The 16,345-nt window shown below is 58.3% G+C and carries 12 protein-coding genes; 2 read left to right on the forward strand and 10 right to left on the reverse strand.

Annotated elements, in window-relative coordinates:
• Positions 1–33 precede the first annotated feature (33 nt).
• Positions 34–1,338 (forward strand): inosine/guanosine kinase, encoded by a 1,305-nt coding sequence (locus ACI2JR_RS15475; RefSeq protein ID WP_132728504.1) that lies wholly within the window; start codon positions 34–36, stop codon positions 1,336–1,338.
• Positions 1,339–1,444: 106 nt separating this feature from the next.
• On the opposite strand, the gene ybaL is transcribed toward ACI2JR_RS15475, so the two are convergent.
• Together ybaL and ACI2JR_RS15485 are read right to left on the reverse strand one after the other, a co-directional pair.
• Positions 1,445–3,121 (reverse strand): YbaL family putative K(+) efflux transporter, encoded by a 1,677-nt coding sequence (gene ybaL, locus ACI2JR_RS15480; protein WP_132728506.1) that lies wholly within the window; start codon positions 3,119–3,121, stop codon positions 1,445–1,447.
• 232 nt (positions 3,122–3,353) lie between these two features.
• Positions 3,354–4,574 (reverse strand): MFS transporter, encoded by a 1,221-nt coding sequence (locus tag ACI2JR_RS15485; protein ID WP_462478914.1) that lies wholly within the window; start codon positions 4,572–4,574, stop codon positions 3,354–3,356.
• Between the two features lie 271 nt (positions 4,575–4,845).
• Between ACI2JR_RS15485 and ushA the strand changes: the two genes are divergently transcribed.
• The gene (gene ushA / locus ACI2JR_RS15490; RefSeq protein WP_462478915.1) at positions 4,846–6,498 is read left to right on the forward strand and encodes a bifunctional UDP-sugar hydrolase/5'-nucleotidase UshA; all 1,653 of its coding nucleotides are present in this window, start codon (positions 4,846–4,848) and stop codon (positions 6,496–6,498) included.
• Positions 6,499–6,602: 104 nt separating this feature from the next.
• On the opposite strand, the gene ybaK is transcribed toward ushA, so the two are convergent.
• The 8 genes from ybaK to ACI2JR_RS15530 form a co-directional block, all read right to left on the reverse strand.
• Positions 6,603–7,082, reverse strand: a complete 480-nt coding sequence (ybaK, locus tag ACI2JR_RS15495) for a Cys-tRNA(Pro)/Cys-tRNA(Cys) deacylase YbaK (RefSeq protein ID WP_132728512.1) — start codon at positions 7,080–7,082, stop codon at positions 6,603–6,605.
• A 201-nt stretch (positions 7,083–7,283) separates the two neighbouring features.
• Positions 7,284–8,078: a TraB/GumN family protein gene (locus ACI2JR_RS15500; RefSeq protein WP_132728515.1), complete on the reverse strand. Its 795-nt coding sequence runs from the start codon at positions 8,076–8,078 to the stop codon at positions 7,284–7,286.
• A gap of 51 nt (positions 8,079–8,129) precedes the next feature.
• Positions 8,130–10,631, reverse strand: a complete 2,502-nt coding sequence (copA, locus tag ACI2JR_RS15505) for a copper-exporting P-type ATPase CopA (protein WP_462478916.1) — start codon at positions 10,629–10,631, stop codon at positions 8,130–8,132.
• A 208-nt stretch (positions 10,632–10,839) separates the two neighbouring features.
• Positions 10,840–11,859, reverse strand: a complete 1,020-nt coding sequence (locus ACI2JR_RS15510) for a nucleoside hydrolase (RefSeq protein ID WP_132729013.1) — start codon at positions 11,857–11,859, stop codon at positions 10,840–10,842.
• Positions 11,834–12,865 (reverse strand): LacI family DNA-binding transcriptional regulator, encoded by a 1,032-nt coding sequence (locus ACI2JR_RS15515; protein WP_132728519.1) that lies wholly within the window; start codon positions 12,863–12,865, stop codon positions 11,834–11,836. Before ACI2JR_RS15515 ends, ACI2JR_RS15510 begins: the two co-directional genes overlap by 26 nt.
• Positions 12,866–12,969: 104 nt before the next feature.
• A complete protein-coding gene (locus ACI2JR_RS15520; protein ID WP_462478917.1) occupies positions 12,970–14,364 on the reverse strand; it encodes an MFS transporter in 1,395 nt (464 codons plus the stop codon).
• A 206-nt stretch (positions 14,365–14,570) separates the two neighbouring features.
• Complete coding sequence (locus ACI2JR_RS15525; RefSeq protein ID WP_462478918.1) at positions 14,571–15,341, reverse strand: heme ABC transporter ATP-binding protein; 771 nt, start codon at positions 15,339–15,341, stop codon at positions 14,571–14,573.
• Positions 15,338–16,330, reverse strand: a complete 993-nt coding sequence (locus tag ACI2JR_RS15530; protein WP_207896622.1) for a FecCD family ABC transporter permease — start codon at positions 16,328–16,330, stop codon at positions 15,338–15,340. The genes ACI2JR_RS15525 and ACI2JR_RS15530 overlap by 4 nt, the downstream gene beginning before the upstream one ends.
• Positions 16,331–16,345 lie beyond the last annotated feature (15 nt).

Genomic DNA, 16,345 nt, shown 5'->3' on the forward strand with positions numbered 1-16,345 from the left:
TCCCCGCTTGTTCACTGCCATTAAATCGCCACTATGAAATTTCCCGGTAAACGCAAATCCAAACACTACTTTCCCGTTAACGCCCGCGATCCGCTGCTGCAGCAAACGCAGCCGGAAACCGACTCCAATATCGCGTGGGTGGTCGGTATCGATCAAACGCTGGTCGATATTGAGGCGAAAGTAGACGAGGCGTTTATCGTGCGTTACGGCTTAAGCGCCGGCCATTCGCTGGTGATTGAAGATGATGTCGCCGAGGCGCTCTATCAGGAACTGGTACGGAATAACCTGATCACCCATCAGTTTGCCGGCGGCACCATCGGTAACACCATGCACAACTATTCGGTGCTGGCAGATGACCGCTCGGTTCTGCTTGGCGTCATGTGCAGCAACATCGAAATCGGCGGCTACGCCTATCGCTATCTGTGCAACACCTCCAGTCGTACCGATCTGAACTACCTGCAAGGGGTGGATGGGGCGATTGGCCGCTGCTTCACGCTGATTAGCGACTCCGGCGAGCGGACGTTCGCCATCAGCCCGGGGCATATGAATAAGCTGCGCCCGGAAAGCATCCCGGAAGCGGTGATTGCCGGCGCGTCTGCGCTGGTGCTGACCTCTTATCTGGTGCGCTGTAAACCGGGCGAGCCGATGCCGGATGCGACGATGAAAGCCATCGAATATGCCAAAAAGCATGACGTACCGGTGGTGCTGACCCTCGGAACCAAATATGTGATTGCCGACAACCCGGCGTGGTGGCAGCAGTTCCTGAAGGAACATGTCTCTATCCTGGCAATGAACGAAGAAGAGGCGGAAGCGTTGACCGGGCTTTCCGATCCGCTGCTGGCGTCCGATAAGGCGCTGGAGTGGGTTGACCTCGTGCTATGTACCGCCGGGCCTGCCGGCCTGTATATGGCCAGTTTCACTGAAGATGAAGCCAAACGTAAAACGCAGCACCCGCTGCTGCCGGGGGCGATCGCCGAATTCAACCAGTATGAGTTCAGCCGGGCGATGCGCCACCAGGATTGCGTTAACCCGCTACGGATTTACTCGCATATCGCGCCGTACATGGGCGGGCCTGAAAAAATCATGAATACCAACGGAGCGGGCGATGGCGCGCTGGCGGCGCTGCTGCATGATATTACCGCCAATAACTATCACCGTAATAACGTGCCGAACTCCAGCAAACACAAGTGTAAGTGGCTGACCTACTCGTCGCTGGCGCAGGTGTGCAAATACGCTAACCGCGTGAGCTATCAGGTGCTGAACCAGCATTCGCCGCGTTTAACCCGCGGTCTGCCGGAGCGGGAAGATAGCCTGGAAGAGGCCTACTGGGAGCGTTAAGCTCATCGCCCCTTTGGCGTCATGAAGGGGGAGTGGGTGGACGAAGAGGCTGAATGGTAACCTCCCCATATCAGGGGAGGCCATATGGCAACCTCGGGGGCCGTGCTTAGCCGGTGACCACTTCACCCGCCGGCGGCGTTTCCAGCAGCAGCAACATCGCGCGGGCGATTTCTCGCTCGCCCATCACCACCTGGTTTGCGCCGCGTTCGGTAATGTAATCCACTTCGTCATCATAATGCGCCCGGGCGATAATCTCGATATTCGGGCATTTCTCGCGCGCTGAGGCGACGATTTCTCCCGCCTCGTAGCCGTTAGGAATGGTCAGCAGCAGCCAGCGGGCGCAGTCCAGATGCGCCAGATTCATGATCTCTTCATTGGCGGCATTGCCCAGCACCGCCCGAATACCGCGCGCGCGCAGCTCGTCCACGCGGGTGCGTGAGGTTTCGATGACCACCAGCGGGATCCCCTGCGCCATCAGCTTCTCACCCAGCAGGCTGCCGACGCGGCCAAACCCGACCAGCAGCGCGTGGTTGCAAATATCAACCGGGATCTGTTTCTCTTCCTCAAGCACCTCTTCGAAGGTTTGCTCGTCGAGGGTCTCGGTTTTATCGAGGTATTTTTCCAGCAGCGCGAACAGCACCGGGTTGAGCATAATCGAGATGATCGCCCCGGCAAGCACCAGGTTTTGCCCGGCCTGCGGCAGCAGATTCAGCGCCATACCGAGCCCGGCAAGAATAAAGGCGAACTCACCGATTTGCGCCAGACTGGCGGCGATGGTCAAGGCGGTACGCGGCGAGTGGCCGAACATTCGCACGAGGAAAAAGGCGACCACGGACTTACCGAAGATAATGATGGCCAGCGTGGCCAGTACCGCCAGCGGTTGTTCCAGCAGGACCATCGGGTCGAACAGCATGCCGACGGAGACGAAGAACAGCACGGCGAACGCATCGCGCAGCGGCAGGGTATCGTGCGCGGCGCGGTGGCTGAGCTCGGATTCATTCAGCACCATGCCGGCGAAAAAGGCGCCGAGGGCAAAGGAGACGTCGAACAGCTCAACCGCGCCGAAGGCGATGCCAAGGGCCAGCGCCAGTACCGAAAGGGTAAACAGTTCGCGGGAGCCGGTGGCGGCGCTGCGGGACATAATCCACGGCACCAGGCGGCGGCCTACCAGCATCATAATGGCGATAAAGGCAATGACTTTGCCGATAGTGATGCCCATATCGACGGCCAGCGAGGCCAGGCCGACATCGCCTTTTTCCGCCATCCCGGCGACGGCCGGCAGCAGAACCAGGGTCAGCACCATCACTAAATCTTCGACGATCAGCCAGCCGATGGCGATTTGCCCTCGTTGACTATCAATGAGTTGCCGTTCCTCTAACGCGCGCAGCAGCACCACGGTACTGGCGGTTGACAGACACAGGCCAAAAACGATACCGGTCATCAGCGACCAGCCCAACACCGCAGAAAGCGCCATACCTAGCAGCGTTGCCACGGCTATCTGGGCAATCGCGCCGGGAATGGCGATGGACTTTACCGCCATCAAATCCTTTAACGAGAAGTGCAGCCCGACGCCAAACATCAGCAAAATGACGCCGAGTTCAGCCAGTTCAGGCGCCAGCTTGGTATCGGCAACAAAACCAGGGGTAAAAGGACCGGATAGCACGCCCGCTAATAAATATCCCACCAGAGGAGAAATACGGAGCTTATTGGCAATCATGCCAAAAATAAAAGCGAGTACGAGCCCACCGACAATGGTGGTGATAAGCGGTGTTGCGTGGTGCATTCCGTCTCCTTGCGTGTGGTGAGCCAATCCATTTTCGGTATTAAACCAAAAACCGAGTAATAGTTTATGACAGTTTTAACGGTTTTGTTTATGAATAATTGTTGAATTCTGCAGAAAAGTGGAATTAGCCCGCAAAAAAGCACAGATCGGAAAACAGCAGCAGGTAATGCGGGGGAGCGCCGATAGGGTAAGGGATTCCGGCGACCAAAGTTTCACTTTAGCCGCCGGATAATCATGATTTTTGACGGTTGTCAGGGAGGAATATCGTCAATATGCCGAGAAGTGGGAGGAAAGCGCAGATTTTGTAGACCAACTCGATACTGGTATGGTCAGCCAGCAGCCCCAGTACGGCGGCTCCAAGGCCGCCCATACCAAATGCAAAGCCGAAAAACAGACCGGAAACCATGCCGATACGGCCGGGTAACAGCTCCTGGGCGTAGACCAAAATGGCTGAAAACGCCGACGCGAGGATAAAACCAATAATCATGGTCAAAATCCCCGTCCATTCAAGGGTGGCGTACGGCAAAACGAGGGTAAAGGGAGCTACGCCGAGGATTGAGCCCCAAATCACATATTTACGTCCGATCTTATCGCCGACAGGCCCGCCAATCACCGTACCTGCGGCCACGGCGAACAGGAAGATAAACAGGTGGACCTGCGCATTCTGCACCGATAATCCGAATTTATGCATCAGATAAAAGGTGTAATAGCTGCTAATGCTCGCCATATAGAAGTATTTCGAGAAAATCAGCATCAGCAGAATGCTTACCGCCAGAATCACCTTGTTTTTCGGCAGCGGGTTGGCGATGACCGTCTGCGGTTTACCTTTATTAATCCGATGCTGGGCGGCATACCAGCGGCTGATTTGCGACAGCACGACGATGGCCAGCAGCGCGGCCAGCACGAACCACGCCACGTTGCCTTTACCATAAGGGGCGATAATGACCGCCGCCAGCAGCGGGCCGAGCGAACTGCCAAAATTGCCGCCGACCTGGAACAGCGACTGGGCCAGACCGTGGCGCCCGCCGGAGGCCATACGCGCCACGCGCGACGATTCCGGATGGAAGACCGAAGAACCGGTACCAACCAGCGCGGCGGCGAGCAGCACCATGGCAAAACTTCCGGCTAGCGCCAGCAGCACCAGGCCGCTGAGGGTGAAGCACATTCCGATCGGCAGCGACCACGGCATCGGGTGTTTGTCGGTCCAGTAGCCGACAACCGGCTGGAGCAGCGACGAGGCCAGCTGGAAGGTGAGGGTGATCATCCCGATTTGCACAAAAGTCAGAGAAAACTCCGACTGCAGCAGCGGGTAAATCGCCAGAATCAGCGACTGGATCATGTCGTTTAGCAAATGGGAAAGGCTGATGGCGCCCAGAATACCAAACGAGGTGCGTGCTTTTGGCGGCGCAGACGCGGGGCCGGATACGGGTTGAATGGTCTGATTCATTGTCATAGGTTCACTTATACCGTCATACTTCAGGTTGCAGGTGCATTGGTTACGTTCGTTCACCCGAATCGCTTATCGGAATTGGCTCACTTGCCACCTGCCGGCAACTTGAATGGTTCAGGTATACAAAGTGATATAGAGGATGCAGGTGGAATTATTATCTGACTAACATACCCGTCCCTCAGGTTTGAAGGAAGTCTCAATTCTGAAAACCTATTTGTCTCATGGCGTAACTCGCTATACTTTCGGCACTTGTTATTAAGTCAGGGAGAGAAAGATGCACTATTTAAAACGCGGCGTCGCGCTGGCGTTATTCGCCGCATTGTCGCTGGGCAGCTTATCCGCGCAGGCCTATGAGCAGGACAAAACCTATAAGATCACCATCCTGCATACCAACGATCACCACGGCCATTTCTGGCGTAATGACTACGGTGAATATGGCCTGGCGGCGCAAAAAACGCTGGTGGACGGTATTCGTAAAGAGGTCGCAGCCGAGGGCGGCAGCGTGCTATTGCTGTCCGGCGGCGATATTAATACCGGGGTGCCGGAATCTGATTTACAGGACGCCGAACCGGATTTTCGCGGCATGAATCTGATTGGTTATGATGCGATGGCGGTCGGCAACCACGAATTTGATAATCCGTTGAGCGTATTACGCCAGCAGGAAAAGCTGGCTAAGTTTCCGTTCCTCTCCGCCAATATCTACCAGAAGAGCACCGGCGAGCGCCTGTTTAAACCCTGGGCGTTGTTTAAACGCGGGGGGTTAAACATTGCGGTGATTGGCCTGACGACCGATGACACGGCGAAGATCGGTAACCCGGAGTATTTTACCGATATTGAATTCCGCAAACCGGCGGATGAAGCCAAACTGGTTATCCAGGAGCTGCAGCAGAATGAAAAACCGGACGTGATTCTGGCGACCACCCACATGGGCCATTACGACAACGGCAATCACGGTTCTAACGCGCCGGGAGATGTGGAAATGGCGCGCAGCCTGCCGGCCGGCTCGCTGGCGATGATTGTCGGCGGTCATTCGCAGGATCCGGTCTGTATGGCATCGGAGAATAAAAAGCAGGTCGATTACGTGCCGGGTACGCCCTGCGCGCCGGACAAACAGAATGGGATCTGGATTGTCCAGGCCCATGAGTGGGGCAAGTACGTTGGGCGCGCGGATTTTGAGTTCCGCAACAGCGAGATGAAGCTGGTGCATTATCAGCTGATTCCGGTCAACCTGAAGAAGAAGGTCACCTACGATAACGGCCAGAGCGAACGCGTGCTCTATATGCCGCAAATCCCGGAGAACCCGCAGATGCTTTCGCTGCTGACGCCGTTCCAGAATAAGGGCAAAGCGCAGCTGCAGGTTAAAATCGGCAGCGTGAACGGCCATCTTGAGGGCGATCGCAGCAAGGTTCGTTTCGTGCAGACCAATATGGGGCGCCTGCTGCTGGCGGCGCAAATGGCGCGCAGCAATGCCGATTTTGCCGTGATGAGCGGCGGCGGTATTCGTGACTCCATCGAAGCCGGGGATATTACCTATAAGGATGTGATGAAGGTGCAGCCGTTCGGTAACGTGCTGGTGTATGTCGATATGAATGGCCAGGAAGTGACGGAGTACCTGACCGCGGTAGCGCAGATGAAGCCGGACTCCGGCGCCTATCCGCAGTTCGCCAATGTCAGCTTCGTGGCGAAAGACGGCAAGCTGAATGCGTTGAAAATTAAAGGCGAGCCGATCGATCCGACGAAGACCTACCGTATGGCAACGTTGAGTTTCAACGGGAGCGGCGGCGATGGCTATCCGCATATCGACAATAAACCGGGGTATGTGAATACCGGTTTTATCGATGCCGAAGTGCTGAAGGAGTATATCCAGAAGAACTCGCCGCTTGACGCGGCTGCCTTTGAGCCGCAAGGCGAGGTCAGCTGGCAGTAACCGGAGTCGCGCGATTCGCGTCGCGCTGCTCATTGCGGGCTATCGATCGGGCGAACCGGCTCCCGGATAAGGCGCAACAGGCCGCTATCCGGGGACGCAGCCGCTTAATCGCGGCGGGCGATATCGGCGAATTTCGCCTCGAGGATCCGCGCTAAATCGCTGGCCGCCAGCTCAATATCCAGCCCGCGTTTGCCGCCGGAAATATAGATGGCGGTAAACGCCTGCGCCGGCGCATCGATCAGCGTAGGCAGGCGCTTTTTCTGCCCAAGCGGGCTAATACCGCCGACCAGATAGCCGGTGGTGCGCTGGGCGACCAGCGGGTCAGCCATATCCACCTTCTTCGCCCCCAGGGCTTTGGCCACTTTTTTCAAATCCAGCTGGCCGGCAACCGGCGTCACCGCCACGGCCAGATGCTTCATATCCCCGTTTATCGCCACCAGCAGCGTCTTATAAACCTGATCCGCATTCAGTCCCAGTTTACGCACCACTTCGTCGCCGAAGTTGGTTTCGCTGGGGTCGTGATCGTAGCTGTGGACCTTAAAAGGGATGTTGTTTTTTTCGAGTAACTTAACGGCGGGAGTCATAGCTATCCTTCTTACTAACCGATCTCACGTGCAGTCAGCATACGCCTGATGAATGTGTAAAAAATAGTACCATCTTGCGCAATAGTATTGGCAGTGATGGTCACTTTGAGCGACAATCGAACGATCCGAGGTGCAAATCTCGGGATAATAATAATGATGAAATTCCTCTTTGACGGGCCAATAGAAATATTGGCCATTTTTTTACGTCAGCATATCGGGCAGGTTCCCTTCACCGTATAGATGTAACGCGCCGACGGCGACGACGTAGCGCCCCGGCGGCAGCGCCAGCAGCGTCTCGCGCCAGGCCAGATTGCGCTGGTGCATGAGGACATCGTACAGCGACTGGCTAAAGGTGGTGGGTAGCGCGGTCGCGCCTTTGGCCGGCGGCTGCTCCAGCCACCAGCCGATCATCACCTGTAGAAGACGGGCGTTGGTGCGCCAGTGGGTCAGCGTATCTTCCAGCAGCGCCAGCCCGCCATCCGGGAGATCGCGCAGCAGCGCTATCTGGCTGTCGGTACCTTCCAGCTCCATCACCCGTACGCGGTGCTCGCGCGCCGCCATCAGCAGCTGGTAATCGATGCCATAGTCCGGGCGCAGTCCCAGCTTCTGGGCCTGGGTCGCCTGCAGCACCATGGCTACCTGCCACAGCGGCTGGCTGTCAAACAGCGCCGTCGACAGCCCCAGTTCGGCGGCTCGCGCTTCCAGTTCGCCGAGCTGTTCCGCGTTTAAGCGTTCAGCCAGAGGCGGGTAAACGGGGAGGTTACTGAAGGGCGTTTCGTTGCCGGTAATGTCCGCCTCAACGATGAGGGCATCGGCCTGACGAATCTTTTTTAGCAGTCTGGCGGGTGGGGGCGACATGTCGCGGGTGCCCATATGAATACTGCCAACCAGATGCAAATAGCGCTCTCCGGGAAGGGTAATATCCAGTGCGGGCCAGGAATAAGACGAGCCGACGGCGGCTCGCCACAGCATTTTTATCCGGTTTAACAGGCCCATACGCGCTCCGTAGTGTGAAGCCCTCATGCTAGCGCGTATGGGTGACAACATCTAGTCTTTCGGCTTAAAGCGCAGCAGCCGGTTAGCATTGCTGACCACGGTAATCGAGGAGAGCGCCATGGCGGCTCCGGCGACCACCGGATTAAGCAAGGTTCCGGTGAGCGGCCATAAGATCCCGGCGGCAATCGGAATACCCAACGAGTTATAAACGAAGGCTCCCAGCAGGTTTTGCTTCATATTGCGCAGCGTGGCTTTGGCAATCGCCAGCGCATCGGCGACGCCGTTCAGTCTGTGGCGCATCAGGGCGATCGCCGCCGTTTCAATGGCCACATCGCTGCCGCCGCCCATCGCAATGCCGACATCGGCCTGTGCCAGCGCCGGGGCATCGTTGATGCCGTCGCCGACCATCGCGACCTGGTGTCCCTGGCTTTGCAGACGTTTGATGGCATCGGCTTTGCCGTCCGGCAGCACGCCGGCAATAACTTCATCAATCCCCGCCTCTCTGGCGATGGCGTTGGCGGTGACCGGGTTATCCCCGGTCAGCATCACCAGACGGTAGCCCTGTCGATGCAGGCGCGCCAGCGCGGCCACGCTGTCGCTGCGCAGCGGATCGCGAATGGCGAGCAGGGCGGCGAGCTGGCCATCTATCGCCAGCAGGACCGGCGTGGCGCCTTGCGATGCCTGAGCGGTAATCTCACTTTCCATCGCCCCGGTGGCAATACTGTGTTCGTTAAGCAGCGCCTGGTTGCCGAGCAGCAGCGCGTGACCGTCGGCGTCGCCGCTGACGCCCAGTCCGCGAAGGGTGCGGAAGTGATTCACCGTCGGCAGCGGGCTGCCCACCGCCTTATCCAGAATCGCGCGCGCCAGCGGATGGCTGGAGCTCTGCTCCAGCGCCGCGGCAAGACGCAGCGCGGTCGCTTCGTCAATGCCGGCCGCGGTTTTTACCGCCACCACCTGCGGCTTGCCTTCGGTCAGCGTACCCGTTTTATCGAAGACGAGAGTATCCAGCTGGCTGGCGCGCTGCAGCGCATCGGCATCGCGAACCAGTACGCCGTATTCCGCCGCCCGCCCGACGCCGGAGATAATCGACATCGGCGTCGCCAGCCCCAGCGCGCAAGGGCAGGCGATAATCAGCACCGTGGTGGCGATCACCAGGGTGTAGACAATTTGCGGCGCTGGCCCGAAGAAGTACCAGATTGCCGCGCTGAACAGGGCGATAGCGACCACCGCCGGTACGAAGACGGCGGAGATTTTATCCGCCAGCTGGCCAATCTCCGGTTTACTGCTTTGCGCCTGGCGCACCATGCGAATAATACGCGCAAGGGTGGTCTGGCTCCCGACGGCGCTGGCGGTAAACAGAACGCTGCCGTCCTGCACGACCGTACCGGCATGAAGCGTTTCACCGTCGCCTTTCTGCTGCGGGATCGGCTCGCCGGTCAGCATCGCTTCATCCAGCCAGGCTTCCCCCTCGCTTATTACGCCGTCAACCGGGACCCGGTCGCCGGTGGTCAGACGCAGGGTCATCCCCGGCATAACCTCGGCCAGCGGGACGCTTTTTTCACCCTCTTCAGTGACGACCCGCGCCGACGGCGGCGTCAGGTCGAGCAGTTTTTCCAGCGCCTTTGACGAGCGCTGGCGGGCGCGCGCTTCCAGCATATGGCCGAGATTAATCAAACCGATAATCATCGCGCTGGCTTCATAGTAAAGGTGGCGCGCCTCCATCGGGAACCACTGCGGCCACAGGTTGACGCTCATCGAGTAGATCCACGCCACCCCGGTTCCCAGCGCCACCAGCGTGTCCATGGTGGCGGTGCCGTTTTTCAGGCTTTTCCATGCGCTGCGATAGAAGTGGCCGCCGGCGAAGACCATCACCGCCAGGGTGATAAGACCGATAGCCAGCCACAGCGAGCGGTTAGCGTCGCTGACCATCATATTATCGCCGATCATCCCCCAGCCCATCACCGGGATCCCGACCAGCAGGGCGACGATGGCCTGCCAGCGGAAGCGTTTCATGATGGCGATAGCGGTTTCCTGCTGGCGTGCGCGACGCTTGAGATCGTCTTCGATAGCTTCCGCGCCGTAGCCTGCTTTCTCCACCGCCTGGACTAATTCTGCAGCGGACGCGCTGCCCATAATCAGCGCAGTGCGTTCCGCCAGGTTTACCCGTGCCTGTACCACACCCGGTACCGCGGCCAGCGCGTTTTGTACCCGGGAGACGCAGCTGGCGCAGCTCATGCCGTTGATCAGCAGCTGTTGACTGTCATCCTCGTCATGGGCTGCCGGAAGCTCAGGGGAGGCCGCTGTCAGTGCTTCCGACGGGATTGTTGATTCTGCCAGCGGTTTAGCCTTTGGGTGGCTTAACTCCGCACCATACCCGGCCTGTTTGATGGTTTCGATAAGTGCTTCTGCGCTGGCGCTACCGGTGACGTGCGCTTCGCTAACGGTCACCTCCGCCTGCTCAACGTCGGGACGTTGTTCGAGGCTTTCTTTCACGCGTTTGACGCAGTGACCGCAGGACAGTCCGTCGAGGGCCAGATCGATGGTTTGGGACATGACATACTCCTTTATTACAGGGATGAACTCACGGTGATAAAGGTTAAACCTTCCAGCAAGGGGAGGGTCAAGGGTTTATTTTATGCGCGCGTCTTCAGTGTTCCTCCGCGATAGCTGAAAGGTGGCTGCCCGGTGCGGGGAAAGCCCTGTGGTGGGAAAACGTCGGCCCGCGCAGCGTGCGAAGGCCGCTGGTTGCTGAGCTGCGACGCTAGGCCCGGTAATGGTGAATATAGTGTTCAATCAGCGCAAGCAGTTGATGGTTATCGATACTTTGCAGAATTTTTACCATTGCGCCTTTGGGTTCAGGGATCCCCACGTCCAGGCGCAATGCCTCCCGTCCATAGCGGCAGGTCATACCGCGCGTGAGGCCTTCGAGAGAGACGTCCAGATAGTCCTCTGTCGTGGTGGCGAGAGAGGGATCGAGTAACCAGGCAATCGTCAGAACATCGTGGATCCAACATCCTGGCAGGTTACGGGTCTGCATCGAGTAGCTGATCCACGGTCGAATGGTTTGCGCCAGATAGCGGCTAAGCGCGTTGTCCCTCTGCGCCAGACGATCCAAATCGGCATGGCGCATTTGGGTTTTTGTCGTGACATCCATTGGCACCAGGGCGATCGGCGCGCCGCAGGTGAGCACGGCATGAGCCGCTTCAGGATCCAGCCCAAAATTGGTGTCTTTTATGTAGCCCGGAACATTGAACGCCCCGCCCATTATTACGATATTTTTCACCGCCTGCACCATCTGCGGATAAAGCTGCAGCGCCATAGCCACATTCGTCAGTGGGCCTGTTGCAACCAGGGTGATCTCGCCGGGATGGCGGCATATCCATTCCCCGATGGCTTCAGGCGCAAGAGGCCTGGCCTCCGGACACGCCGGCGGAGCAGGGACATCTGACCATAGTTGGCGTAAGCCAAATCGATCGACGCCATGATCGAGTTTTTCGCGCCATGGCTGAGGATCCTCTCTGAGCGCGCGCGCCGCGCCGCGATAGACCGCAACGGCAATCCCGGATTGTTGAACGAAATCTTTGGCGACGGCATATCCGGTTGCTACCGGGGTATTACCTGCGACGATCGTTATCATCTCGAGGGTGATTTGCGGCGCGGCAATGGCGAGTGCCAGCGCGAGGCCGTCATCGATATTGGCTCCGGGAACGCCATTGCCCGGGTCGCAGTCGATAATCAGGCGCATGGATTGATTTTTATCTTGTCTCGGGTTGTACTTCATGTCCCTGGCAGCCACACGACTCTCCCACTCGTAAAAAGAACGCAAATTCAACGCGGCGCACCTCTCCGTCCCAGTTTTTCAACATGTTGATTGCCGCACGGGCCATTTCATCAACGGGTTGTCGGACGGCGGTTAACGACGGTACGTTGTAAGCCGATTCTTGCGTTGCGTTAAAGCAGACCAGCGCCATATCCTGCGGCACCCGCAGCCCGTGTTCTGCCAGCGCGCGTAAACAACCGAGGGCCTGCTGTTCATTGGTGGCGAACAGCGCGCGCGGCGGTTGCCCTTGCAACATCCGTCTGGCGGCTTCATAACCTCCCGCGCGGGTATAGTTGGTCGAAAAGATCCAGGCGGGATTGATCGCCAGCGATGCCTCCTGCAACGCCAGCTGCCATCCCCGGATACGATCCTGGGTATTCAACATTTCACGTGGACCACAAATAATGCCAATGTCGCGGTAGCCGTGATCAATCAGATGTTTCGTCACCTGCCAGGCCGCCAGCTGCTCATCGACCTGAATCACGCTGACATTGAGCCCCGGATCGACGCGATCCAGCATGACGCAGGGGGTAGCGCTCGCCTGAATCAGCTCAATGTAAGGATGCCGGTCAACGCTGGTATAGATCAGCCCATCGACCTGACGGTGGAGCATATTGTTAATCAGTTCACGCTCACGCCCGCTGCTGTCGCCGGCATCGCCCAACAGGAGAACTTTGCCATCAGCAAACGCTTCGCGTTGCAGGGCATGCGCCATGGAGGCAATAAACGGGTTAGAGACGTCAGGTACAATAAGGCCATAGGTTTGCGTGCTTCCGGAAGCCAGGGCGCGCGCGATACCATTTGGTCGGTAACCGGTTTTCTTAATGGCCTGCAATACGCGCTGGCGGGTCGCCTCCGCGACGGGGCGCGGACCGTTATTAATAACGTAACTCACGACGGCGACAGACGTTCCCGCCTCTTTTGCAACATCAGAACGTGTTACGCGTGGTGAATGTGATTGGGTCACGAGGTTCCTACCTGACTCAGCTCTGAGCGTTCTTTTTCCAGACAGCATAAGGCCTTATGCGACAAAAATCTTTGCTAAAGAACGCGCATCCCGCGTTCCTGGGCTCAAATCGCATCCTCGGGTAAGTTGAGATCCCGTCCGCGCGTCTCGGGTGCGAAGAATGTGGTGACCAGACCAATCGCGGCCATGAGCGCGAAATAGACGGCGATAGGCCACCAGTGTCCGTAAAATGAGAGCAGCGCCGAGGCGATAAGCGGTGCGGTACCGCCAGACATAATCGAGCCCAGCTCTTTCGCCAGGGCCATTTTGGTATAGCGGTTGGCCACCCCGAAAAGCTCCACACCCCACGCGGCCTGAACGCCGAAAATACCCAGTGACGCGAGCGCCATGCCGCTCACGATCGTCGGGATGACAATCCACGGTTCACGGGAATCCAGCAGGATGAATGCCGGAAACGCGTACAGGATTAGCAACAGGCAGAACCCACGATAGACGATCCTTCTGCCGAATCGATCGGAAAGCCAGCCCGCCAGGGGAATAATGGCGAACCCCAGAATCGAAGCGATAAACACGGCAACGGTCGGGACCGATTTATCAACCATCAACACCCTGGCGACATAGCCAATGATAAATCCCTGGGCCAGATAAGAGGGGCCATTTTCACCGATACGTAGGCCGACCATCGTCCAGAACGCCCGGGTGCGTTGCCAGAAGCTACGGGGGTCGCGGCGCTGCATTTCCTGGCCCAGGCGAAGCGCGTTCGCGCGCTCGGCCTGCAGGAGCGCTTTTTGCCGTTCAAAGACCGGCGTTTCACGCATATGGCGGCGAATAAACAATGCGGTAGCGGCGATGAGGAAGCTGCAGAGAAAAGGAATGCGCCATCCCCAACTTAGCAGGGCGTCTTTATCCATTTGCAGAACGATTAGCCAGACCAGTGATGCCAATAATGTTCCGCTATTTGAGCCCAGCGCGATGATGGAGGAAACCAGCCCGCGCCGCTTTACCGGGGCATATTCAGCCAGCATAACGGTTCCGCCTGAAAGTTCGGCTCCGGCTCCCAGCCCCTGAGAAAATCGCAGGATCACCAGGCATACCGGCGCCCAAATGCCAATCTGGGCGTAGCTGGGGATCAGGCCGATCAGCATAGTTGACATGCCCATCAATCCAATGGTGATGACCATGACGATTTTCCTGCCGTGATGGTCGCCGATCCAGCCGAACAGCAGTGCGCCGATGGGGCGAGCGATAAAGCCAACGGAGTAGGCGGCAAAGCTGGAAAGGAGCGCCATCACCGGGGTGGCCTGCGGAAAGAAGACATCGCCAAAGATAATGCCTGCGGCAAGGCCATACAGAGCAAAATCGGCATATTCCATCGTGGTGCCTAGCCAGCAGGAAAATGTCGCTCGCCAGAATTCGCGGCGCCCCTCGGGGGTTTCCAGTCGTTCCTGCGCGGCCTGCTGGCCGTCAGTCAGGGGAACGGCGGATGAATGCGTGTTCATTAGAGCTCCTTGACGTTAGCTGTCGACAAAAATCGCCGGTTTAGACTCTTCATGTTCTACTCGCGTAGATATTCTGTTTCTGTCGCAAATTAATAAATCTACCCGCGTAGAATTGAAAGGTGAACGAGTCAGGATTGCGAAAGCGATCACTTATAGCAGGCAATTGTTACAGAAAATGGAGCACCGGAATCGATGCCCCACAGGCTTTACCGATCGAGGACGATCAGCGGTGAGTGGCTCGATGGATCGTTTAACACCGTGATGTCAGCGCCGTAGAGTGCATTCAACGCCCGCTGTTTCAGTACCGCCTGCGGCTGACCATTATCGACAACCCTGCCTTTTTCCATCAGCACGACACGATCGGCGTAGCGCGCGGCAAGATTGAGATCGTGGAGCACGCAGCAGACGTTGAACTGCCGCTCGCGCACCAGCTGACGCAGCAGGCGAAAAAGGTGCTGCTGGTGGTGAATATCCAGCGCGGAGGTCGGTTCGTCGAGAAATAGCCATTTGGCGGAGGGAACGGGCTCCCAGAGCTGTACCAGCAGACGCGCCAGCTGTACCCGCTGCTGTTCGCCGCCGGAGAGCCGCCGGTAGTCGCGGGAGGCCAGCTCGCGGCAGCCGCACAGCGGCATGATGTACTCCGTTTCATCGGCGGAATGATGTGTGCGATAGGGATGCCTGCCCATGCGGATCACTTCCTGCACGCGAAAAGGAAACGCCATCTGGCTATTCTGACGCATCACCGCGCGGCGCTTTGCCAGTTCGCTTATCGACCATTCCGCCAGCGGTTTACCCAGCAGCGTGCAGCGCCCGCTGTGCGGTTTCAGATAGCCCGTTAACTGGCGCAGCAGCGTGGATTTTCCCGCGCCGTTCGGCCCGAGAATGGCGACGATCTCTCCACCCGCTAAGGTCAGGGAGACATCATCGGTCAGGCGCCGGCCCCCGGCGATATAAACCAGATTTTGCGCCTCGATCATGACGGCCTCCGGCTGCGTAATATCAACCACAGAAAATAGGGGCCGCCGATCAGACTGGTCAACAAACCGACGGGCATTTCCGCAGGTTGTACCAGAGTGCGGGCCAGGGTGTCGGCCAGCAGGAGTAAACAGGCGCCGGCCAGAGTGGCGCAGGGGATCAGCCAGCGATGATCTGCCCCTGTGGTCAGGCGAATCAGGTGCGGGATCACCAGCCCGATAAAGCCGATCGCGCCGCTTACCGATACGGCGGCGCCGACCAGCAGCGAGCTGAGCAACAGCAGCTGCTGGCGTTTACGTTTGACGTTGACGCCGAGGTAGTGCGCTTCTTCATCGCCAAGCTGCAGCAGGTTCAGCGTTCCGGCGAGGCAGATCGTGGCGGCAATCGCCGGCAGGACAAATGAACCGGCTACCAGCAGCGTAGGCCACTGGGCCTGGCCAAGATTGCCCATCAACCATAGGGTGAGCTGGCGAAGCTGCTGGTCATCGCCGATATAGCTCAGCACGCCGATCGCCGCGCCGCACAGGGCGTTGATGGCGATACCGGCTAACAATAGCTGCATCATGCCGCCGTGGCTGTGGCGCCGGCCGATCAGGAAGATTACCGTACAGACCACCAGGCTGCCCGCCACGGCAAAAATCATCTGCTCATACAGCGCCAGAATCACGGGAAACGAAAACGGCAGCACAATCGCCACCCCGACCATCAGCGCAGAGCCGCTGCTGACGCCAAGCAGGCCGGGATCGGCCATCGGGTTACGAAAGAGGCCCTGCATAATGACCCCCGCGGTGGCCAGCGCGCCGCCGACCAGTACCGCCAGCAGAACCCGCGGCAGGCGAATGTTCAGCCAGATAGCACGATACTCCTCCGCGAAAAGGGCGCTGAAACTGATGTGCAGCGCCCCCTGGCTGGCGCCGAGCAGCACCAGTGCGATCAGGAGCAGTGAAAGACCCGCCAGCACGCTGACGGAAGAGAGTGAATCCTTGAGCACGCGAAACTCCATTAC

The sequence above is a fragment of the Klebsiella sp. NPDC088457 genome (assembly GCF_044900465.1).
Classification (GTDB): domain Bacteria; phylum Pseudomonadota; class Gammaproteobacteria; order Enterobacterales; family Enterobacteriaceae; genus Klebsiella.